Here is a 21,979-nt window from a genome sequence, read left to right as displayed (position 1 = left end):
AGGATTTGGTGTGGGGTTAAAACGTTTAGATGGATTGGTGTTTGCGCAAATGGTCGCAAACGGTGCAGCCAACTTGAGCCAAAATGCAGATTACGTGGATTCGCTTAACGTCTTCCCGGTCCCAGACGGCGACACGGGAACGAACATGAATTTGACGATGACTTCAGGTGCGAAGGAAGTGGCCGCACTCGACACAGCGAACATCGCTGACGTGTCATCGAAGTTTGCCCGCGGCCTACTTATGGGGGCCCGTGGGAATTCGGGTGTTATTTTGAGCCAATTATTCCGTGGTTTCGGTAAATCGATCGAAGGAAAGACAGAATTGTCGACACTCGACTTTGCCGAGGCACTCAAACGCGGCGTCGACACGGCATACAAGGCGGTTATGAAACCGGTTGAAGGAACGATTTTGACGGTTGCTCGTGAAGCGGCCGACGAAGCGCTCCGTGCCTCTGAGTCGACGAGCGACTTCAATGAGTTCATGGAGCAAGTGATCACGGAAGCGAAAGCGTCGCTCGAGCGGACACCTGATTTGTTACCGGTCTTAAAAGAAGTCGGTGTCGTCGACTCAGGCGGTCAAGGTCTCCTCGTCATCTATGAAGGGTTCCTCGCGAGCCTTGAAGGGAAAGAGCTCGAGAAGCCGCACGCACCAGTCATGGATGCCCTCGTTGAGGCAGAACACCATGCTGCGCAAGGTTTCATGTCGACGGAAGATATCGAATTTGGATATTGCACGGAGATCATGGTCCGTTTCCAAGACGAAAAGTTGAAACAGACTCCGTTCGATGAGGACGTGTTCCGTAACGAACTGTCTGAACTCGGAGACTCGCTCCTTGTCGTCGCCGACGAAGAGTTGCTCAAAGTCCACGTTCACGTCGAGACGCCGGGCGACGTCATCACGAAAGGACAACGTTTTGGTGAGCTTGTCGCGGTCAAGATCGAGAACATGCGTCAACAGCATTCGACGATTCTTGAAGAAGAGCACGGTGCCAACCAGCACGGCGTTCAAGCGACTGCCGTCAAAGCGAAAGTGCCTTACGCGATCGTCACCGTCGCCATGGGTGAAGGTGTCAGTGAACTGTTCCGTTCGCTCGGTGCCGCACATGTCATCGAAGGCGGGCAGACGATGAACCCGTCGACGGAAGACATCGTCAAAGCGATTGAAGCGGCGAACGCCGAGCACGTCTTCATCTTCCCGAACAACTCGAACATCATCATGGCCGCTGAGCAAGCGGCATCGGTCGCACCTTGCGGCGTCTCGGTCATTCCGACGAAGACGGTACCACAAGGACTAGCGGCTGCCATCGCGTTCAATCCTGAAGCGGATGTCGAGACGAACGAGTCGGTCATGAAGACGGCCGCAACTACGGTCAAGTCAGGACAAGTGACATACGCTGTCCGTGACACGAGTATCGACGGTGTCGAGATTCGTAAAGATGATCATATGGCGATTGCTGAGAAGAAAATCGTCGCATCATCAAAATCGAGTCTAGAAGCGGCAAAAGCGCTCGTAGATGCACTTGTGGACGCGGATGATGAGATTGTCACGATTTTGACGGGCGAAGGTTCGTCGGCGGAAGACGTCGCAGTACTCTCGGCTTACATCGAATCGAAGAACGATGAGATTGAAATCGAAGTTCACGACGGTAAACAACCGCTCTACTCCTACATTTTTAGTGTGGAATAAGCTGTATCTCAGCCCTGCCTTCTGTATAATGAAGGTAGGGTTTTTTTGAAAGGGGGAAATGCGATGAAATATCGCAGTGTGTTTGATATTATCGGACCGGTCATGGTCGGACCATCGAGTTCGCATACGGCCGGAGCCGCACGGATCGGTCTTATGGCCGGCAAACTGTTCGGCCGAACGCCGGACCTCGCGCGGATCACATTTTACGGGTCGTTCGCCGACACGTATCGAGGTCACGGGACAGACGTCGCCATCGTCGGAGGCATCATGGGGTTCGATACGTTCGATCTTCGCATCCCGCAAGCGCTCGACATCGCGAAAGAGCGGGGAATCGAAGTCGTCTTTGAGACGAGCGACGCGCTCACGGATCATCCGAACACGGCTCGGGTTCATCTCGAGGACGCGGAGGGGACGTTTGAGATCGTTGGGATCTCGATTGGCGGTGGCACGATTGAAATCACCGAATTGAACGGATTCCCGCTCAAGCTTTCCGGCGGTGGACCGGCACTCGTCGTCTTGCATCACGATCGCTTCGGGGCGATCGCGGCCGTGACGGGCATACTCGCCAAGCACGAACTGAACATCGGGCATATGGAAGTGAGCCGTCATGAAAAAGGCAAGCAAGCCTTGATGGCGATTGAAATGGATGAACCGATGCCAAAAGACGTATTAGCGGAACTGGAACGGTTACCTCAAATCGAACGGGTAGCCATCTTTGGGGAATAAGGAGAAACGACTATGTTTAAATCAGTAGAAGAATTAGTACGGACGGCAACGGAACGAAACATCCCGATCTCTGAAGTGATGATCGAGCAAGAAGTCCACGTCAGACGCTCGACACGAGAAGAGGTCATGGCGATGATGGAACGTAACCTTGAAGTGATGGAAGAAGCGGTCGAGCGGGCGATGCAAGGCGTGACGTCTGTGACGGGGCTGACTGGGAATGACGCCGTGCTCATGCAAGACTATGTCCGGTCGGGCAAATCACTTGCCGGTGACTTGATTTTAGATGCCGTCGCCAAAGCGATCGGCACGAACGAAGTGAATGCGGCGATGGGACGGATTTGCGCGACACCGACGGCGGGGAGCGCCGGGGTCGTACCGGGGACGCTATTTGCGGTCAAGGACCGTCTCGAGATGGACCGCGATGCGATGATTCGGTATTTGTTCACCTCGGGCGCGTTCGGATTCGTCGTCGCGAACAACGCCTCGATTTCGGGTGCGGCCGGAGGCTGTCAGGCCGAAGTCGGTTCCGCGACCGGTATGGCTGCAGCAGCCATCGTCGAAGCGGCCGGCGGGACACCGGAACAGTCGGCGACGGCGTTTGCGATCGCCTTGAAAAACATGCTCGGGCTCGTCTGCGATCCGGTAGCGGGTCTTGTCGAAGTACCTTGCGTCAAACGGAACGCCATGGGTGGGGCGAACGCGGTCGTCGCGGCTGATATGGCGCTCGCCGGCATCACGTCCCGCATCCCGTGCGATGAAGTCATCTCAGCGATGTACGAGATCGGTCAAATGATGCCGACCGCCTTGAAAGAGACGGCACGGGGCGGACTCGCCAACACACCGACAGCACGTCGGATCGAACGCAATATTTTTGGAGAGAAAGAAAATGCCAAACAGTGACGCGTTGACGACGCTCCGAGGGGTCGGGCCAGAGATGGCCAAAAAATTAGAGACGATGGGTCTCGAACGAATCGAGGACGTGCTAGAGCACGTCCCGTTTCGTTATGAAAATTATAACAGCGGTACCGTGACGACGGCAGTCCACGGGGACCTCGTCAAATGGAGTGGGACCGTTCAAGCGGAACCGCTCGTCCGCTATTATAGTAAAGGCAAAAATCGACTTCAGTTCCGGCTGTTGTTAGAAGAGCGCTACGTCGTCCATGTGACGATGTTCAACCGCGCTTTCTATAAAGACAAATTGGCGCTTGGTGCGACGGTTACGGTCAAAGGGAAATGGGATATGAACCGGATGACGATCAGTGCGACCGATCTCGAGTTCGGTGAGCTCGCGGACGGGTTACAGCCGATCTATTCGCTTCGGGCCGGATTGACGCAAAAGAATTTCAGTCGAATCGTCAAACTCGCCTTCGATCAGACGACGACGTTTGAGGACCGACTGCCGGAATCAATCCGCTTGCGTTACCGCTTGGAGGACCGGGCGTCGATGCTCAGAGGGATGCATTTCCCTGATTCGATCGAGATGTACAAACAAGCGCGCCGCAGTTATGTGTACGAAGAATGCCTGCTCTATCAATTAAAGCTTCAGGCGTTTCGAAAGATGGAGCGTTCCGGGAAAGGAAGGGCGCTCACGCTCGAAAAAACGCAACTGAACGAGTTCGTCAAGCGGCTCGCTTTCCCGTTGACGGGTGCACAGACGCGCGTCATTCGTGAAATCGTGAGTGATATCGAGAAGCCTGAACGCATGAATCGCCTGTTGCAAGGGGATGTCGGGAGCGGGAAGACAGTCGTTGCCGCGATCGCCTTGTATGCGACAGTGAACGCGGGTTATCAAGGCGCGCTCATGGTGCCGACCGAAATTTTGGCCGAGCAGCATGTCGCTTCGCTTGAACAACTGTTCGAGCCATACGGGATCCGTGTCGCCTTATTGACGAGTTCGGTCAAAGGGAAGGCGCGCGCTACGTTGCTCGAAGCGATCAAAGCCGGTGACGTCGACATCATCGTCGGCACGCACGCCTTGATTCAAGGGCCGGTTGAGTTTTCGCGTCTGCACTTGGCGATCACGGACGAGCAACACCGGTTCGGCGTCGAGCAGCGGAAAATGTTACGAGACAAGGCCGATCTTGCGGACGTCTTGTATATGACGGCGACGCCGATTCCGCGGACGCTCGCGATCAGCGCGTTCGGGGAGATGGATGTGTCGACGATCGATGAGATGCCGGCAGGCCGGAAGCCGATCGAGACGTATTGGGCGAAAACGGATCAAATCGACCGGGTGCATACGATGGTCGAGCGCGAACTGTCACTCGGACGTCAAGCGTACGTCATCGCGCCATTGATCGAGGAATCCGATACGCTCGAAGTCGAGAGCGCAACTGAGTTGTATCATTTACTCAATGAGCGATTCCCGAACTATGCGGTCGGACTCATGCACGGAAAACTGTCGAGTGCCGAGAAAGATGAAGTGATGAAGGCGTTCGCTGACAACTCACTGCAAATTCTCGTGTCGACGACGGTCGTCGAGGTCGGGGTAAACGTGCCGAACGCCTCGCTCATCGTGATCCACGATGCGGAACGGTTCGGTTTGGCCCAGCTCCATCAGTTACGGGGGCGCGTCGGTCGAGGCGCACATCAATCTTATTGTATATTAGTAGGAGACCCGAAGTCTGATGTCGGGAAGCTCCGCTTGAAGACGATGACGGAGACGAACGACGGATTCGTGTTAGCGGAAAAAGATTTAGAACTCCGCGGCGCCGGCGACTTCTTTGGGACAGCCCAAAGCGGGTTGCCGAGTTTCCGTGTCGCCGACCCGGTCCTCGACCTCAAAGTGATGGAAGTGGCGATGCAAGACGCCGTCCGCTTGCTCGGCAGCGAGACGTTTTGGCAGGAGTCCTCGTACAGGCCGCTGCGTCAATACTTGAAGCGACTCGACTTACTTGTCGGCGAAAGGTTAGAATAACACTTGAAAATTAAAACTAAAGAATATATACTGCTATTAGTACCAGGTATTAAGTTCTTTAGGGAAGAGTTTAGGAGGGAACTGAATGCGGGTACCTAAGAAGGAGCGGCAACGCTTACTGCAAGAAACGATTGAACATAACCCGTTCATTAAAGACGATGAACTGTCGAAGCAGTTCGCCGTCAGCATTCAAACGATCCGTCTTGATCGGATGGAGCTTAAAATTCCTGAAGTCCGGGAACGGATCAAGCATGTTGCTTCAGAGCACCTCGATGAAGTGAAGTCGCTCGCAATGAGCGAGGTCATCGGTGATATGATTGACTTGAAACTCGACGAATCGGCCATCTCGGTTCTCGACATGGAAAGAGAACACGTCTTTAGCCGCAATGAGATCGCCCGTGGACACGTCTTGTTCGCTCAGGCCAACTCGTTAGCGGTGGCGCTCATCGACGACGAACTGGCGTTGACCACTAAAGCGGAAATCCGGTTTAGTCGCCAAGTTCATCTCGGAGAGCGAGTCGTTGCCAAGGCTCGTGTTGTCAAACTGCGTCGAGACGGACGGACGGACGTCTCAGTGGATAGTTATGTCGGCGAAGAGTGTGTCTTTAGCGGAGACTTCACGATTTATCGTCGCGGTGAGGAGGAACAAGTATGAAGTTAGCAATTGATGCAATGGGTGGGGATCATGCCCCAAAAGCAATCGTGGACGGAGTAAAACAATTTGCTGAAAGTTTTCCGGACGAGCAGATGGAACTGTTTCTAGTCGGTGATGGAGTGAAGCTTGCGTCCTACGGGTTGACCGACCCGCGGATTACAATCGTTCCTGCGAGCGAAGTCATCACAGGCGAAGATGAACCGGTCCGGGCGGTTCGCCGGAAAAAAGACAGCTCGCTCGTCGTAGCGGCTCAGCTCGTCAAAGACGGGAAAGCAGATGGACTCGTATCGGCCGGGAACACCGGGGCGCTCATGGCGGTTTCGCTTTTTGTCATCGGTCGGATTCCTGGAATCGAACGTCCGGCACTGTCGCCAACGTTCCCTACATATACGGGTAGCGGTGTCGTCGTCTTAGATGTCGGGGCCAATCCGGACGCTAAGGCAGAACATTTGGTTGATTACGCGATCATGGGTTCGCTATACGCCGAGCACGTCCGCGGCATCAAGCGCCCACGTGTCGCGCTCCTAAACATTGGGACGGAGGCTGGGAAAGGAAACGCGCTGACGAAAGAAGCGTTCCCCCTCCTCGAACAGGCTCCGGTCCACTTCGTCGGAAACGTCGAGGCCCGCGAGGCGATGTCAGGTGACGTCGATGTCATCGTGACAGAAGGATTTGCCGGAAACATTTTATTGAAAGGTGTGGAGGGTGCTTCGTCAATGCTCATGAAAATGTTGAAAGAACAGTTCACGAGCGATATTGTCTCGAAGCTTGCCGCTCTCGTCTTAAAACCGAAACTGAAAAACTTGAAACAAACATTAGATTATCGTGAGCAAGGTGGTGCGGGCTTGTTCGGAATCAACGCCCCCGTCATCAAAGCGCACGGGTCGAGTGACGCACTAGCCATCATGAGTGCGCTCAAACAGGCGAAAATCATGGTTGACCATGATGTCGTCGCGAAGATCAAACAAGCGAAAGCAACAGACTAACGTAAAGAAGGTGAGTACATGAGAGAAGCGTGGATATTTCCCGGCCAAGGGTCACAAACAGTCGGTATGGGTCAAACGTTCTTAGACGATCCTGAACAGATGCAAGCGATCGATCGTCGACTCGGATTTGATTTGCTCGACGTCATGGCGGCCGGATCAAAAGAAGAGCTTCAACAAACGGAAGTCGCACAACCTGCCATCGTGGCGCACGCGGCGCTGCTCGCGCTCGCACACGGGAAGACCGGTGCCAAACCGGACGTCGTGATTGGCCATAGTGTCGGTGAGTATGCGGCACTCGTCGTCGCGGGCGTCATCGATCTCGAAGAAGCGTGTGTGCTCGTACGTGAGCGCGGTAAGCTCATGTCCGAGGTGAAGGATGGAACGATGGCAGCGGTCATCGGCATGACCGATGTCGCAGAAGCGTTCCACTTGACCGAGAAGATCAGTGCCAGCGGAAACCTTGTACAAATCGCCAATTACAACTGTCCGGGCCAGTTCGTCATTTCGGGTCACGTCGACGCGGTCAAACAAGCAGAGACAGACTTAAAACAGGCTGGGGCGAAACGCGTGTTGCCGCTAGACGTGTCAGGCGCGTTTCATAGCTCGTATATGATGCCTGCTGCGACACGGTTTAAAGATGTGCTCGCATCGTCACCGTTCAAAGATGCGACGATTGGGATCATTTCGAACGTCGACGCGGCGGTCCATACTGACGCCGAGAAACTAAAAGCTCTTCTCACCGAGCAACTGTACGCCTCGGTCCGGTTTGAGGACTGTGTCCGGAAAGCGATTGCTGAGGGGGTCGATACGTTCATCGAGTTCGGTTCGACGTCACCGTTGTCCGGGCTCATCAAACGAATCGATAAAAACGTGACACTTAAACAAGTGACGACGTTAGAAGAGGTTGCAGCGTTAGGGGGAGAAGTGCGTGCATGACCAAGTAGCAATCGTGACGGGTGCGTCCCGGGGTATCGGGGCCGCCATCGCGAAGCGTTTAGGGGAAGACGGCTTTCGAGTCGTCGTCAATTACTCGGGTAGTGTCGAGCAAGCAAAAGCAGTCGTTGCAGCCATTGAAGCGGCGGGCAGCGAGGCGATCGCCGTCAAAGCGGACGTCTCGAACGCTGACGATGTGAAAGCACTCGTCAAGACGGCAGTCGATACGTTCGGCCGTTTGGATTGCCTCGTCAACAACGCCGGGATCACACGAGACGGTCTGCTCATGCGCATGAAAGAGACCGACTTTGACGATGTGCTCGCGACGAACTTGAAAGGCGCGTTCTTGACGTCGCAAGCGGCGACGCGTCCGCTCCTCAAGTCGAAATCAGGGCGCATCATCAACATCGCCTCGGTCGTCGGAATCACGGGGAACGCCGGACAAGCGAACTATGCGGCAGCGAAAGCTGGACTCATCGGACTCACAAAATCGGTGGCGCGCGAGCTCGCGGCCCGTCACGTGACGGTGAACGCGGTCTGTCCAGGCTTTATCGAGACCGACATGACCGGTGCGTTGACAGACGCGCAGCGCGAAGCGACGCTCGGACAAATTCCGTTCAATCGCTTCGGCCAAGTCGAAGACGTGGCGAGCATCGTCTCGTTTCTCGCGTCAAGCGAGGCCGCTTACGTGACCGGGCAGACGATCGCCGTCGACGGCGGCATGACGATGGCGTAAAAACAGAACTTTACCAATTGTAGTACATTTAATATAATTTACTTTGGAGGGATTTTATCATGACAAAAGAACAAATCTTAGTAGACGTACAAGCAGCAGTAGCAGAGAAACTCGGGAAAGACGTTTCTGAAATCACAGCCGAAAAATCATTTAAAGACGACCTCGGTGCGGACTCGCTCGAAGTGATGGAAATGGTCATGGACCTTGAAGACAAGTTCGATATCACAATCGAAGACGAAGATGCCGAGAAGCTTGCAACTGTGGGCGACGTCGTGTCTTACATCGAAACAAAATTGTAATCAAGCCTCCCACCGCTCATAATGAGCGGTGGGCTTGTGCTTATACACGGAGGGACTTATGACAAAGGATAAGCGACGGTTCGACCGTCAAGGGTCGGCGCAAAGACGCCGACGAAATGAAGTGGAGCGAGCACGCATCGTGGAGAAGTTCACGTCACTCGAGGAACGACTTGGTGTGAAATTTACGAACCAAGAACTGTTAATGCAGGCGTTCACCCATTCATCATATGTCAATGAACAACGCGGTTTGAAAAAAGACAATGAACGGTTAGAGTTTTTAGGAGACGCGGTGCTCGAGTTGACAGTGTCCCGGTTTTTATATGAGACGTATCCGGAGCGCTCCGAGGGGGAATTAACGAAGTTACGGGCGGCCATCGTTTGTGAGCCGTCGCTCGTGAACTTTGCCGAAGCCTACGCTTTCTCTGATTTTATCTTGCTTGGAAAAGGGGAGGAGCTGACGGGCGGACGGAAACGTCCCGCGTTACTCGCCGATGTGTTCGAATCATACATCGCCGCCCTCTACCTTGACCAAGGGATCGAACCAGTAGAACAGTTCCTCGCCGAAGCGGTTTTTCCGAAAGTCTTAGCCGGTGTGTTTGAAGAGCAGACCGATTATAAGAGTCAACTTCAAGAGAGTGTACAGCGCGAAGGGCTCGGCCCGGTCACGTATACGATCATCGAAGAACGCGGTCCGGCCCACAGCCGTGAATTCGTCTCCCACGCTCGTCTCAGTGACGATATCGTCGGCGAAGGGATCGGTCGTTCGAAGAAAGAAGCCGAGCAGATCGCGGCTAAAGAAGCGTTGATCGAATTCAATCGGCGATACGCCGGCCTATAAAAAAAGGAGTGGACCCGCGCGGGTCCACTCCTTTTGGTTACGTCAATTGGCCAAGTTCCTCGACGAGACCGTCGACTTCAGAGATCGAGAGTGATGACCGGTTCATCACGTAGTCGTAAATCTCTTTCACGGCCGATGCATCGGCTTTGTTATATTCTTCCGCCTTGATCGCACCGCGGTTGATGATGTTCATTTTATCGAGGATTTCCTCGATCATTTGTTCATTCGTCATGTGTAGTACCCCTTTCTACAGTTCTTTTTAGAATAGCATGATTCTAGCATTTTGACGAACTAGCAACTGTGGTAAAATAAACGAATGAATGCTTACTTAGGATAGGATGGTCACGATGCACTTAAAACGAATCGAACTCGCTGGCTTTAAATCGTTTGCCAAGCGGATTGAACTAGATTTCCGTCCCGGCGTGACAGCCGTGGTTGGACCGAACGGGAGCGGGAAATCAAATATATCGGACGCTGTTCGCTGGGTACTCGGCGAACAGTCGGCCAAATCGCTCCGTGGGGCGAAAATGGAAGATGTCATCTTTGCCGGTAGCGAAGGCGAGAACCACCGCAACGTCGCCGAAGTGACGCTCGTTTTAGATAATAGCGATGCGCACTTGCGCCTGCCGTATGAAGAAGTGAGCGTGACGAGACGCGTGACGCGCAGTGGCGACAGCGACTATTTCATGAATAAAAAGCCGTGCCGCCTGAAAGACGTCATCGACTTGTTCATGGATACGGGTTTGTCCCGTGACGCGTTTGCGATCATCGGGCAAGGACGGGTCGAACAAGTCATCTCGGGTAAACCGGAAGATCGCCGCGCCGTCATTGAAGAAGCGGCCGGCGTGCTGAAGTACCGCCAACGCAAAAAACAAGCGGAACGAAAGTTGCAAGACACCGAGCTGAACTTGTCGCGCGTCGACGATATCTTATACGAACTTGCCGACCGGGTCGAACCGCTTCGTGAACAAGCGGCACTCGCTCGAGAGTTCCAAGTCGCCAAGGCGCGGCATGACGACCTCGAGACCGGGATTCTCGGTGCCGAGATCACTGAGCTCAAGGCGAAGATCACTTTCGCCACAACACAACAGACGGCAGCAGAAGAACAGTTACGCAACCAAGAAGCGGCGCTGAACGCGCTCGGCACCGAACGGGCCGCGCTCGAGGAAACATTGACCGAGCATCGGGCCGTCCTCGAGACGCTCCATCAGGATGAGCGTCTTCAAGCGACTGAGCTCGAACGGCTCTCAGGAGATATTAAACTCGCCAAAGCGCGAGAAGAACACGGGGCAGAGACGAAAGAACGACTCGAGCGCCAACGCGCGGAGTTGGTCGAAGAGACAGAGCAATTGCAGTCGCGATTGTCGGTCGCTCAAACGGACAAAGCCTTGAAGTCAGAAGCGTTGCAGACCGTTGAGGTGACACGTGACGAGCTCGCGCGGAAGCTTACGGCGGCGACTCGCGATTTCAACGCGGAGATCGAACAGCTTCAAAGTGAAGCGTTCGAACTAGCAACGACACGAGCCACGCTCAGCAACCAACAAAAACGGGAACGACGTGACATCGAACAGGCAGAGGAAGCGAAAGCACGTCTCCTGCGTGAGAACAAGGACCGGCTTGATGTTCGAACCGAACAGACCGCCTCGCTCGATGCAAACCGAGATCGTCTTGAAGCGGTACGTACGGCTTGGCAGGAACTGCTGGCCGAAGAAGAGGCATTGGTCGCTAAGGAAGTCGCGCTCCGAGAAAAGTTGTCGCGAGCCGAACAATCGTATCATGACCTCGACCGGCGCCGTCAAAAGACCGAAGACCGGATCGACATGTTAGAGCGGATGAAGCAATCATATGAAGGGTATTTCCATGCCGTCAAATTCGTATTGAAAGACCGTGCGAGCGGTGTGCTCGGAGCGGTTGCAGAGCTGATTCAAGTGCTCCCATCATATGAGGCCGCCATCGAGACGGCACTCGGTCAAACGCAACAACACGTCGTCGTTGAAGATGAAGCGGTCGGCCGCCGTGAGATCGACAAGTTGCGCCGGGCTAATGCCGGGCGGGCTACGTTCGTCCCGATGACGACGGTGAAAGAGCGCTTTATCCCGAGCGAGGTCGCCCATCGTCTCGAGGCGATGGATGGCTTCGTCGGCATCGCATCCGATCTCGTGACGACGGAACCTTTGTTTGACAAATTGAAACGGTCCTTGCTCGGGGCCGTCATCGTGGCCAAGACGCTCGAGGTCGCGAACCGGATCGCTCAGACGACGGGCTATCGCTACCGGATCGTCACGCTCGACGGCGATATCGTCAACGTCGGTGGTTCGATGACAGGGGGGAGCCGGAAACAAGGCGTCGCCCTGTTCACCCAGTCAAGAGAGCTCGATGATTTGAAACAAGGATTGACGCAAGGGTTGGCCATGCTGCACGAACAGCAGCTTCGTGTGACGGAGTATGAAGCGGAGACGAGTCGCCTCAAACAGTCGCTCCACACGCTCAGAACACGGAAACGGCAAGAGGAAGAGACGCTCCGGGCGTTAGAGACCTCGTTCCGGGAATTAGAGCGGACGACCCAGGACGCGAAAGCACAACTTGAACTGTTCGATCACGAGATGAATCGCTATACGCATACGATTGAAACATCTTCGGCAGAATTGACGCGCCTCGCAAGTGAACTCGAGGCGACAGAAGTGTTGCAGACGTCGCTGCGGACAGAGCTCGAGCAGTTGCGTGCGGAGCAGGCGAAAGGCGCGGAGACGACGGGGCAATTGCAAGAGGCAATCCGTCTAAACGAGCTCGACCTGCAACGTCATACGCTTGACCTGGATCGGGTGAATACGGAAGTCGAACGGCTCGTTGCCGAAGTCGACAAACAGACAACCCGACTCGATCAAATCAAACACGAACTCGAGCGGCTCGAAAGCGGACGGATCGTCTCATCCGCGGAACTTCGAATCGAGCATGACGAGGCGACGGAGCAGATGAAAGTGTTGAAAGGGCGAATTGAAGCGCAGTCGCAAACGCTGAAAACAGAGGAAGAGACACATCGTATCCTCAGACAGCGTGAACAGCAGGCGACGGACGTTCGCCGCCAATTCGAGGCCGACGTCCGTAAGCTTGAAACTGAGGCGAATGAACTCGAGTTGAAACAGCAGTGGAAACTAGACGCCCTCGAAGAACGTGGACTCGTCTATGACCTGCTCCCGGTATTATCGATCCCGCTCGACGAGGCGAAAGAAGAGTTCAAGTTGCTCGTCCGTCAAATCGAGGAGATCGGACCTGTCAACTTGAGTGCGATCGAAGAGTTTGAACTCGTCAATGAACGGTTCACGTTCTTGTCTGAACAGCGAGACGATCTCGTCAATGCGAAACAGGACCTGTACGACGTCATCTCCGAAATGGACCGAGAAGTGACACGGTTGTTCAACGAGACGTATGCGACCGTCCGCACGCATTTCAAACAGACGTTCAAAGAACTGTTCGGAGGCGGCGAGGCCGACCTTAAACTCGTCGATGCGACCGATTTATTAAACACAGGGATCGACATCGTCGCCAAACCGCCCGGCAAAAAGTTACAGACGTTAAGTCTGTTGTCTGGTGGCGAACGGGCACTGACCGCGATCGCGCTCCTATTTGCGATTTTAAAGACGCGCCCTGTCCCGTTCTGCGTGCTCGACGAGGTCGAAGCAGCGCTCGACGAGGCGAACGTCCACCGGTTCGGTGAATACGTCCGCACGTTGTCGATCGATACACAGTTCGTCATCATCACCCACCGTAAAGGGACGATGGAGGCGGCCGACACGCTCTATGGCGTGACGATGCAACAAAACGGTGTCTCGGAGGTACTTTCGGTCGAATTATCAGAAGCGAAACGTGTCGTCGAGACAGATGAAGAGATGGAGGAATTGACTTGAGTTTTTTTAAAAAATTAAAAGATAAATTGACGACCTCGACCCAAGAGGTGTCGCAAAAGTTTACAGACGGGTTGACGAAAACACGTGACGGGTTCGCGAGCGCCGTCAACGACCTCGTCTATCGGTTCCGTGAAGTCGATGAGGACTTCTTCGATGAACTTGAAGATTTGCTCATCCAGGCGGACGTCGGCGTCACGACGACGATGGACCTCGTCGAAGATTTAAAAGAAGAAGTGAAGCGTCGCAATTTGAAAGACCCGGCCGCCGTCCGCGACGCCCTCGTCGAAGTCGTGGCGAAACGTCTACAAGAAGACGAGTCAGACCGCGAGTTGAACATGCAGGACGGGTTGACCGTCATCTTGTTCGTCGGTGTGAACGGTGTCGGCAAGACGACGACAATCGGAAAACTCGCCCATCAGTTGAAAGCAGAAGGTCGTTCGGTCATGCTTGCGGCGGGAGATACGTTCCGGGCCGGCGCGATCGACCAGCTGCAAGTATGGGGTGAACGTGCCGGTGTCCCCGTCATTCGCCAAGCGGAAGGGTCAGATCCGGCCGCGGTCGTGTTTGATGCTGTCCAAGCCGCGAAGTCACGCGGTGTCGACGTCTTGATTTGCGATACGGCAGGACGACTCCAAAACAAGGTCAACTTGATGAAAGAGCTCGAGAAAGTGAAACGGGTCATCGAACGCGAAGTGCCAAACGGTCCGCACGAAGTCTTGCTCGCGTTAGACGCGACGACGGGACAGAACGCGATGCTTCAAGCGAAGGCGTTTCAGGAAGCGACGAACGTGAGCGGGATCGTGCTTACGAAGTTAGACGGGACGGCCAAAGGCGGCATCGTCCTCGCGATCAGAAACGAGCTCGATATTCCGGTCAAATACGTCGGTCTCGGTGAAAAAATTGATGATTTACAGGCGTTCGACCCAGAGCAGTTCGTCCTCGGACTATTCGGTGACGTATTTGAAGAAAAAAACCAGACAAACGATGACCTCGCCTAACTTTCACTGTTAAGAAAAAAACTTGACAAGACGTTAGGACGGCTGTACTATTGTTAGTTGTAAAGGGATTTCACTTAACATGTGGAGGTGAGAGGTATGTCGCTCGAAAAGACGAATCGAATGAACTACTTATTCGATTTTTATCAAGCGCTTCTCACGCCGAAACAGCGCAACTACATGTCTCTTTATTACCTAGATGACTACTCGCTCGGAGAGATTGCGGAAGAGTTTGAAGTCAGCCGTCAAGCGGTCTACGATAACATAAAGCGTACCGAAGCAATGCTTGAGCAGTATGAAGAAAAGCTGGAGCTGTTCGAGAAATTCGAGCAACGGCAACTGCTTCTCCAAACGCTCAGACGTCAAGTCGAGCAAATGCCCGACGTGACGGAGACGGTTTCGGCGCTTGAGAATTTAGAGTAGGGGGCTGAAGCATGGCATTTGAAGGATTATCAGAACGGTTGCAATCGACATTGGCGAAAATGCGGGGGAAAGGTAAGATTTCCGAAGCAGACGTCAAAGAGATGATGAGAGAAGTTCGTCTCGCGCTCCTTGAGGCCGACGTTAACTTCAAAGTGGTCAAACAGTTCGTCAACGACGTGAAAGAACGGTCAATCGGCCAAGACGTCATGAAATCGTTGACACCTGGACAACAAGTCGTCAAGATCGTTCATGAAGAATTAACGACCTTGATGGGAAGTGACGTCGTCCCGATCACCTTTAGTTCAAAACCACCGACAGTCGTCATGATGGTCGGATTACAAGGTGCGGGTAAGACGACGACGACCGGAAAGCTCGCGAACTTGATTCGCAAAAAGCATAACCGGAGTCCGCTTCTCGTCGCTGCTGATATTTATCGGCCGGCGGCCATCAAACAGCTCGAGACTCTCGGCAAGCAACTCGATTTACCGGTGTTCTCACTTGGCGATCAAGTGACGCCGGAAGAAATCGTCACAAAAGCGCTCGAGCACGCCAAAGTTAATCATCACGATTTCGTGTTGATAGATACGGCCGGTCGTCTTCATATCGACGAGACGCTCATGGGCGAACTCGAAAATGTGAAAACGATCGCCAAACCGAATGAAATCTTCCTCGTCGTCGATGCGATGACGGGTCAAGATGCGGTCAACGTGGCCGATCGCTTTAATGATTTGCTCGGAATTACCGGCGTCGTGTTGACAAAACTCGACGGTGATACACGTGGTGGGGCAGCCCTTTCAATCAAGGCAGTCACGGGAGCGCCGATTAAGTTCGTCGGTCTCGGTGAAAAGTTGGATGCCCTCGAACCTTTCTATCCGGAGCGCATGGCGTCACGGATCCTTGGAATGGGTGACGTGCTCACGCTCATCGAAAAAGCGGAGTCACAAATGGACCAAGATGCCGCGAAAGAGCTTGAAAGCAAAATTCGTGATGCATCGTTCACGTTCGATGATTTTATCGAGCAATTGGGTCAAGTGAAAAACATGGGCCCAATTGATGAATTACTCTCGATGTTACCTGGTGCAGGTAAGATGAAAGGGTTGAAGAACGTCCAAATCGACGAGAAGCAACTCGATCATGTCGAGGCAATCATCCGGTCGATGACGAAGCATGAGCGCACGAATCCTGAAGTGCTCAACGCCAGTCGTCGCAAGCGGATCGCAAAAGGGAGCGGTCGTTCCATCCAGGAAGTGAACCGTCTCATCAAACAGTTCGATGACATGAAGAAGCTCATGAAGCAGATGTCAGGACAAATGAAAGGGAAGAAAAAAGGTCTCGGCCTTCCATTCTTCTAAGAAAACTTTTGTCAGTCAGGCAAAAAAGCAGTATACTATTAAAGTTGTCAATTCTTAAACACATAATGGAGGTATATTACCATGGCAGTTAAAATTCGTCTCAAGCGCATGGGCGCAAATAAATCACCTTTTTACCGGATCGTTGTAGCAGATTCACGTTCACCACGTGATGGCCGTTTCATCGAACAACTCGGTCACTACAACCCGGTTGCAAAACCAGAAGCAGAAGTTCGCATCAACGAAGAACTCGCGCTCAAATGGTTGGCAGACGGCGCGAAGCCATCTGACACAGTCCGCAACTTGTTCTCTAAAGCAGGGATCATGGAGAAATTCCACAACGCGAAAAACGCGAAGTAACCCTGTGGCCGACCTTTTATGAGGTCGGCCTATTTTTTTGAGGAGGTTTTATGATGGATTGGTTAAACGTAGGCAAAATCGCCAACACGCACGGTTTAAAAGGGGAATTGAAGTTGCTCGCCGCGACTGATTTTCCAGAAGAACGCTTTAAAATTGGTGAGACGCTCTACCTTGACGTCGACGGGAAGAAGATGCCGCTCGAAGTGACGACGTATCGTCCGCACAAACAGTTCCATCTCGTCACGTTCAAAGGGCTAGACAACATCAATCTCGTCGAGAAGTACAAAGGGATGTCGCTCTACGTCCATGCCGGAAACGTCCACGAGCTTCCGGAGCATGAATTTTACTACCACGAGATCATCGGATGCGAGGCCGTCGTCGACGGAGAAGTGATCGGTGTCGTCGAGGACATCTTTGAGACCAATGGCGCGAACGACGTCTGGGTCATCAAGCGTCCCGGCAAGACGGATGCGCTCATCCCGTACATCGAGTCGGTCGTCAAAGACATCGACGTCGAGGCGAAACGTGTCATCATCACGCCGATCCCTGGAATGATCGACGATGAAAATTGATGTCTTGACCTTGTTCCCGGAAATGTTCGCCCCGCTTGATCATTCGATCGTCGGGCGTGCCCGGACACTCGGCCAAGTCGAAGTGCAGTTCACGAACTTCCGTGACTTCTCGACGAACAAACATCATAAAGTCGATGATGCTCCGTACGGAGGCGGCGCCGGGATGCTACTCACGCCGCAGCCGATGTTTGATGCGTTCGATTCGCTCGCAAAGTCGAAGCCACGCGTCATCGTGACGACGCCGACGGGGCGACCGTTCAATCAACGTGTCGCCGAAGAATGGGCGAACGAAGAGCATTTGATCTTCTTATGCGGACATTACGAAGGATTCGACCAACGGATCCACGACGAACTCGCGACAGACGAAGTGTCGATTGGAGACTTCGTGATGACCGGTGGTGAACTCGCGGCGATGGTCATGATCGACGCGACGGTTCGCCTCATCCCGGAAGTGCTCGGCGATCAAGCGAGCCACGAGGACGACTCGTTCTCGACCGGACTGCTCGAATATCCGCATTATACGAGACCGGCTGACTTCCGCGGCCTCAAAGTTCCGGACGTCCTGTTGTCGGGCAATCACGCCAAAATCGAGTCGTGGCGCCGCGAGCGTTCGCTCGAACGAACGTTCAGGCGTCGACCGGAACTGTTAGACCAAATTGATCTGTCGCCGGCCGATAAAAACTTCATCGAATCGTTGCGCGATTCATAAAATTATGCTATGTTTGAGCATGTGGGTTAGCCCCACCGATTACCGATGTTCCGCTATTGGATGCCGAGGCAAACGAAGATATGAACATTGAAGAAAAAGGAGATCAATTCATGAACGCACAAAAACTGTTCCGTGAAATCACAGAAGAACAATTCAAATCGGACGTCCCTGCTTTCCGTCCTGGTGACACAGTACGTGTCCACGTTAAAGTCGTAGAGGGAACGCGTGAGCGTATCCAGATCTTCGAAGGCGTAGTCATCAAGCGTAAAGGTGGCGGCATCAGCGAAACATTCACAGTCCGTAAGATTTCTTACGGCGTAGGTGTTGAGCGTGCATTCCCGCTTCACTCACCGCGTGTCGCGCAAATCGAAGTCGTTCGTTACGGTAAAGTTCGCCGTGCGAAACTTTACTACCTCCGCAACCTTCGCGGTAAAGCAGCACGTATTAAAGAAATCCGTCGTTAAGATGGGGAAAGCTTGTCGCTTGCGACAAGCTTCTTTTTTTCTAGTACAATAAGTTCAAACGGACAGAGGAGTGAGGCAATTTGAAAGAAGTGTTCAGTTGGCTTAAAGCAATCGTAGTGGCGCTCGTCATCGCGTTCGTGATCCGGACGTTCATCTTTGTACCTGTCATCGTCGAAGGTGAGTCGATGATGCCGACGCTCCAAAACGCCGATCGGATGATCGTCAGCAAAATCTCTAACTACGTCGGTGAACTCGACCGGGGCGATATTATCGTCTTTCATGCGACTGAATCAAAGGACTATATTAAACGCGTCATCGCCATTCCTGGAGATACGCTTGAATATCGGGACGATACGCTCTACTTGAACGGAGAAGCAGTCGAAGAACCGTATTTAGAGGATTTTCAAGCCCAAATGAACGGCTTTCCTCTAACCGAGAACTTTACGCTCGAACAAGTGACAGGTGAAGCGGTCGTACCGGAAGGCTCATACTTCGTTATGGGAGATAACCGACAAAACTCGAAAGACAGCCGTGAAATCGGCTTTGTCTCGAAAGAAAGCGTCGTCGGCAAAACGAACTTTGTGTTCTGGCCGATGGGTGACTTCGGGACGGTAGAAGAATAGGGTGGTGTTTTTTTGGCAATTCAATGGTTCCCTGGCCACATGGCCAAGGCGCGAAGACAAGTAACAGAGAAGTTAAAACTGATTGACGTCGTCATCGAACTCGTCGATGCACGTGTTCCGCAATCGAGCCGAAATCCGATGGTCGATGAAATCACGGCGGGTAAACCGCGGCTGATCGTGTTGAACAAGGCTGACATGGCCGATCAAGCCGTCACCGACGCCTGGATGCGCGCCCTGAAGCGTGACGACATCGAAGTCGTCGCCGTCGATGCGAAGCATAGCAAAGGCTTAAAGCAGCTCATGACGGGCGCAGAGAAGCTCATGCAAGACAAGCACGACCGCATGCGTGAGAAAGGCCGTAATCCTGGCCCGATCCGCGCCCTCATCATCGGCATCCCGAACGTCGGGAAGTCGACACTGATCAACCGGCTCGCCGGGCGCAACATCGCCATCACCGGGGACCGCCCTGGTGTGACGAAACGGCAGCAATGGATCAAGATGAAAGGCGGCGAGATGGAACTGCTCGACACGCCTGGTATTCTGTGGCCGAAGTTCGAGGACCAGATGGTCGGATATCGCTTAGCTGCTACGGGTGCGATCAAGGACGACATTTTAAACCTTGATGACATCGCGATGTATGCAGCGCGTGAACTGCGCGCCCGTTACCCGGAACAGTTGAAAGAGCGGTTTAAACTCGACGACTTGCCGGAAGACGCGGTCGAACTGCTCGAGTTGATCGGGAAAAAACGTGGCCTTCTCAGCGGCGGCTACGTCGATTTCGAAAAAGCGAGCGAACTATTATTGAACGAGCTTCGTCATGAGAAGATCGGACGAGTCTCGCTTGAGACGCCGGCAGATCATAATATGGCGTGAAGTCCTGTGAAAACAGGGCTTTTTTGGATAGGAGGCAGATCGTGACGATTCAAGAGATTAAACAACGGCTAAAAACCGTCCGATATGAAGAGTGGGACGATGTCCGGGCCGAACTGAAGGATGACCCGCGCGCGGGCGTCCAGGCGCTCCTGCAGCAACGTCAGAGACGGTTTGACGCAGAGCGGGACGAGCGGGACGACTATACACGCCGCCTGCAGTATGAGGCCGAGCTGAAACAGCAAGGCTTCAAGTTGGTCGCTGGCATCGACGAGGTCGGGCGGGGACCGCTCGCGGGTCCTGTCGTCGCGGCGGCCGTCGTCTTGCCGGACGATTTTTACAGCCCGGGACTGAACGATTCAAAGAAGATGACGAAAGCGGCGCGGGAACGAGCATATGCAACGATCCTCGACGAGGCATTCGTCGGGGTCGGAATCGTCGACGCAGAAGTGATCGATCAAATCAATATTTATGAAGCGACGAAGCTCGCGATGACCGAGGCGGTCCGACAGCTTGACGGGGCCGACGCGCTCTTGATTGACGCGATGACACTCGAACTTGATTTGCCGCAGACGTCGCTCATTAAAGGGGACGAGTTGAGCGTCTCGATCGCGGCGGCGAGCGTCGTCGCCAAAGTCGTCCGCGACAAGATGATGGAAGAGTTCGCCGCGACGTATCCGGGATACGGTTTCGAACGCAACGCCGGATACGGGACGGAACTTCATTTGAACGCGTTGAACGAGCGCGGCATCACACCGATTCATCGCAAGTCGTTCGCACCGATTAAACATATGATATGAAAGGGGGAGCCCGATGCGGATCGATCACCAAGGCGTCCTGCCGTTCAAAGTCACCGAACAGACGTCGCGTCAGCTGCTCGTCGGCAACACGGTCGTCGGCAGGGTACTCCAGCTCTTGCCCGGGAACGAAGCGGTCATGCAACTGCCGCAAGGACTGTTCCGGGTCGGGGTGAACGCAGACGTTAAAGAGAACGTCACGTACAAGATGGTCGTCACCGAGCTCGAGCCGAAACTCGTCCTGAAAGTGATGCCGCCTACGGCGGAACCGGCCCAGGCCGGGAAGACACCGGTGACGTTACTCTTAGAACAACTCGGCCGCTTCTCAAAAGAGGCCATCCAGACACCGGAATCCGTCAAAGCGATGGGACGGCAACTGCTCGAGAGCGGGGCCGGAAGTGACGTCAAACAGCTCGTCGGGGAACTGTTCAAGGCGAAAGGCGACCCGAAGTTTGAACAGTTCGTGCGGGCCCAAGAGACGTTCAACGCGGTCCAGACGCCGCCGTTCGTCGTCCAAGCATTTCACATACCGCAATTAGGACCGTTCGAACAAGTCAGGTTCCGGCTTGAGGCCCCGAAAAGCGAGATGATCGACGCAGACCATGCCCGTATCGTCTTATTTCTAGAAACGCCTCGCTTCGGCGAGACGGGCATCGACCTGCTCGTTCAAAAGCGGCACGTCACCGTGAAAGTATTCAACGAACAACACGACTTGTCCCCGTTCATCAAAGCGTACGAGCCGCTGCTCGGCAGTGCGCTCAAAGCGAACGGCTATGAACTGTCCCGATTCTCGTTCGAAGTGAGACAAGAATCGCTCCCCGAGACGTTCGCCCCGTTAGGAAAGGTGGATTTTCATGTATGATGGACCGTAAAAAAGCAATCGCCTTGTCTTACGAACAATCGATGGAATCTCCGCGCGTCGTCGCGAAGGGCGGCGGCCTCGTCGCCGAACGGATGCTCGCCCTCGCACAAGAGAACGGTATCCCGATCCATGAAGACCCGGCGCTGTTGTCACTCCTGTCGGCGTTACAGATCGAAGAGCATATTCCGGACGACTTGTATCAAGTGATCGCCGAGCTTTTTGTGTTTCTCTATCAGATGGAACAAGGTAAAATCGAAAATGTCTAGGGGTAGA

General features: G+C 53.8%; 24 protein-coding genes. 23 read left to right on the top strand and 1 reads right to left on the bottom strand.

All coding sequences use genetic code 11. The features are described from left to right. Nucleotides 1–10: 10 nt before the first annotated feature. The 10 genes from EVJ21_RS02570 to rnc all read left to right on the top strand — a co-directional run bounded on the left by EVJ21_RS02570 (nt 11) and on the right by rnc (nt 9,777). Nucleotides 11–1,687 (top strand): DAK2 domain-containing protein, encoded by a 1,677-nt coding sequence (locus tag EVJ21_RS02570; RefSeq protein WP_201739973.1) that lies wholly within the window; start codon nt 11–13, stop codon nt 1,685–1,687. Between the two features lie 63 nt (nt 1,688–1,750). Further along, nucleotides 1,751–2,413 (top strand): L-serine ammonia-lyase, iron-sulfur-dependent subunit beta, encoded by a 663-nt coding sequence (gene sdaAB / locus EVJ21_RS02565; RefSeq protein WP_035386362.1) that lies wholly within the window; start codon nt 1,751–1,753, stop codon nt 2,411–2,413. Nucleotides 2,414–2,425: 12 nt separating this feature from the next. Next, the gene (gene sdaAA / locus EVJ21_RS02560) at nt 2,426–3,313 is read left to right on the top strand and encodes an L-serine ammonia-lyase, iron-sulfur-dependent, subunit alpha (protein ID WP_070327520.1); all 888 of its coding nucleotides are present in this window, start codon (nt 2,426–2,428) and stop codon (nt 3,311–3,313) included. Beyond that, nucleotides 3,300–5,330, top strand: coding sequence for an ATP-dependent DNA helicase RecG (gene recG / locus EVJ21_RS02555; protein ID WP_131489843.1), 2,031 nt, complete (start codon nt 3,300–3,302; stop codon nt 5,328–5,330). The genes sdaAA and recG overlap by 14 nt, the downstream gene beginning before the upstream one ends. 85 nt (nt 5,331–5,415) lie before the next feature. Continuing rightward, nucleotides 5,416–5,985, top strand: coding sequence for a transcription factor FapR (gene fapR, locus EVJ21_RS02550; RefSeq protein ID WP_016509712.1), 570 nt, complete (start codon nt 5,416–5,418; stop codon nt 5,983–5,985). Next, nucleotides 5,982–6,971, top strand: coding sequence for a phosphate acyltransferase PlsX (plsX, locus tag EVJ21_RS02545; protein ID WP_070327518.1), 990 nt, complete (start codon nt 5,982–5,984; stop codon nt 6,969–6,971). The genes fapR and plsX overlap by 4 nt, the downstream gene beginning before the upstream one ends. A gap of 18 nt (nt 6,972–6,989) precedes the next feature. Continuing rightward, entirely contained in the window at nt 6,990–7,907 is a 918-nt protein-coding gene (gene fabD / locus EVJ21_RS02540) for an ACP S-malonyltransferase (RefSeq protein WP_070327517.1), read from the top strand. Beyond that, the gene (gene fabG, locus EVJ21_RS02535) at nt 7,900–8,640 is read left to right on the top strand and encodes a 3-oxoacyl-[acyl-carrier-protein] reductase (protein WP_070327516.1); all 741 of its coding nucleotides are present in this window, start codon (nt 7,900–7,902) and stop codon (nt 8,638–8,640) included. The genes fabD and fabG overlap by 8 nt, the downstream gene beginning before the upstream one ends. Before the next feature lie 59 nt (nt 8,641–8,699). After that, nucleotides 8,700–8,939, top strand: a complete 240-nt coding sequence (gene acpP, locus EVJ21_RS02530; protein WP_016509693.1) for an acyl carrier protein — start codon at nt 8,700–8,702, stop codon at nt 8,937–8,939. A gap of 121 nt (nt 8,940–9,060) precedes the next feature. Further along, entirely contained in the window at nt 9,061–9,777 is a 717-nt protein-coding gene (rnc, locus tag EVJ21_RS02525) for a ribonuclease III (RefSeq protein ID WP_070327951.1), read from the top strand. A gap of 37 nt (nt 9,778–9,814) precedes the next feature. Here rnc and EVJ21_RS02520 read toward each other — a convergent pair whose 3' ends face one another. Further along, nucleotides 9,815–10,009, bottom strand: coding sequence for a DUF1128 family protein (locus EVJ21_RS02520; protein WP_016509709.1), 195 nt, complete (start codon nt 10,007–10,009; stop codon nt 9,815–9,817). 115 nt (nt 10,010–10,124) lie between these two features. On the opposite strand from EVJ21_RS02520, the gene smc reads away from it, so the two are divergent. The 13 genes from smc (at nt 10,125) to EVJ21_RS02455 (ending at nt 21,972) form a co-directional block, all read left to right on the top strand. Next, nucleotides 10,125–13,682 (top strand): chromosome segregation protein SMC, encoded by a 3,558-nt coding sequence (gene smc, locus EVJ21_RS02515; protein ID WP_236636549.1) that lies wholly within the window; start codon nt 10,125–10,127, stop codon nt 13,680–13,682. After that, the gene (gene ftsY, locus EVJ21_RS02510) at nt 13,679–14,680 is read left to right on the top strand and encodes a signal recognition particle-docking protein FtsY (RefSeq protein WP_131465298.1); all 1,002 of its coding nucleotides are present in this window, start codon (nt 13,679–13,681) and stop codon (nt 14,678–14,680) included. The genes smc and ftsY overlap by 4 nt, the downstream gene beginning before the upstream one ends. Nucleotides 14,681–14,776: 96 nt before the next feature. Further along, nucleotides 14,777–15,100 carry a putative DNA-binding protein gene (locus tag EVJ21_RS02505; protein WP_070327513.1) on the top strand — a complete coding sequence of 108 codons (324 nt, stop codon included), beginning with the start codon at nt 14,777–14,779 and terminating at the stop codon, nt 15,098–15,100. A gap of 11 nt (nt 15,101–15,111) precedes the next feature. Next, nucleotides 15,112–16,452 carry a signal recognition particle protein gene (gene ffh, locus EVJ21_RS02500; RefSeq protein ID WP_070327512.1) on the top strand — a complete coding sequence of 447 codons (1,341 nt, stop codon included), beginning with the start codon at nt 15,112–15,114 and terminating at the stop codon, nt 16,450–16,452. An 81-nt stretch (nt 16,453–16,533) separates the two neighbouring features. After that, on the top strand, nt 16,534–16,809 hold the full coding sequence (rpsP, locus tag EVJ21_RS02495) for a 30S ribosomal protein S16 (protein ID WP_021067098.1): 276 nt from the start codon (nt 16,534–16,536) through the stop codon (nt 16,807–16,809). A gap of 53 nt (nt 16,810–16,862) precedes the next feature. Continuing rightward, entirely contained in the window at nt 16,863–17,381 is a 519-nt protein-coding gene (gene rimM, locus EVJ21_RS02490) for a ribosome maturation factor RimM (protein ID WP_070327511.1), read from the top strand. Next, a complete protein-coding gene (trmD, locus tag EVJ21_RS02485; protein WP_131465296.1) occupies nt 17,371–18,090 on the top strand; it encodes a tRNA (guanosine(37)-N1)-methyltransferase TrmD in 720 nt (239 codons plus the stop codon). The genes rimM and trmD overlap by 11 nt, the downstream gene beginning before the upstream one ends. Before the next feature lie 110 nt (nt 18,091–18,200). Continuing rightward, complete coding sequence (gene rplS, locus EVJ21_RS02480; protein WP_070327950.1) at nt 18,201–18,554, top strand: 50S ribosomal protein L19; 354 nt, start codon at nt 18,201–18,203, stop codon at nt 18,552–18,554. Nucleotides 18,555–18,634: 80 nt separating this feature from the next. Beyond that, on the top strand, nt 18,635–19,177 hold the full coding sequence (gene lepB, locus EVJ21_RS02475) for a signal peptidase I (RefSeq protein WP_016508241.1): 543 nt from the start codon (nt 18,635–18,637) through the stop codon (nt 19,175–19,177). 12 nt (nt 19,178–19,189) lie between these two features. Continuing rightward, nucleotides 19,190–20,050: a ribosome biogenesis GTPase YlqF gene (ylqF, locus tag EVJ21_RS02470; protein ID WP_131440287.1), complete on the top strand. Its 861-nt coding sequence runs from the start codon at nt 19,190–19,192 to the stop codon at nt 20,048–20,050. A gap of 41 nt (nt 20,051–20,091) precedes the next feature. Beyond that, nucleotides 20,092–20,847 carry a ribonuclease HII gene (locus EVJ21_RS02465; protein ID WP_236633996.1) on the top strand — a complete coding sequence of 252 codons (756 nt, stop codon included), beginning with the start codon at nt 20,092–20,094 and terminating at the stop codon, nt 20,845–20,847. A 13-nt stretch (nt 20,848–20,860) separates the two neighbouring features. Further along, nucleotides 20,861–21,706, top strand: coding sequence for a hypothetical protein (locus EVJ21_RS02460; RefSeq protein ID WP_071399590.1), 846 nt, complete (start codon nt 20,861–20,863; stop codon nt 21,704–21,706). Then, complete coding sequence (locus tag EVJ21_RS02455; protein ID WP_016508266.1) at nt 21,706–21,972, top strand: EscU/YscU/HrcU family type III secretion system export apparatus switch protein; 267 nt, start codon at nt 21,706–21,708, stop codon at nt 21,970–21,972. Before EVJ21_RS02460 ends, EVJ21_RS02455 begins: the two co-directional genes overlap by 1 nt. The last annotated feature ends 7 nt before the right edge of the window (nt 21,973–21,979 follow it).

Origin of the sequence: Exiguobacterium sp. SH0S2, assembly GCF_004337185.1 — a bacterium.
Classification (GTDB): Bacteria; Bacillota; Bacilli; order Exiguobacteriales; family Exiguobacteriaceae; genus Exiguobacterium; species Exiguobacterium aurantiacum_A.
Note: the sequence above shows the minus strand (reverse complement) of the source record. Positions and strands in the feature narration are given on the sequence as shown.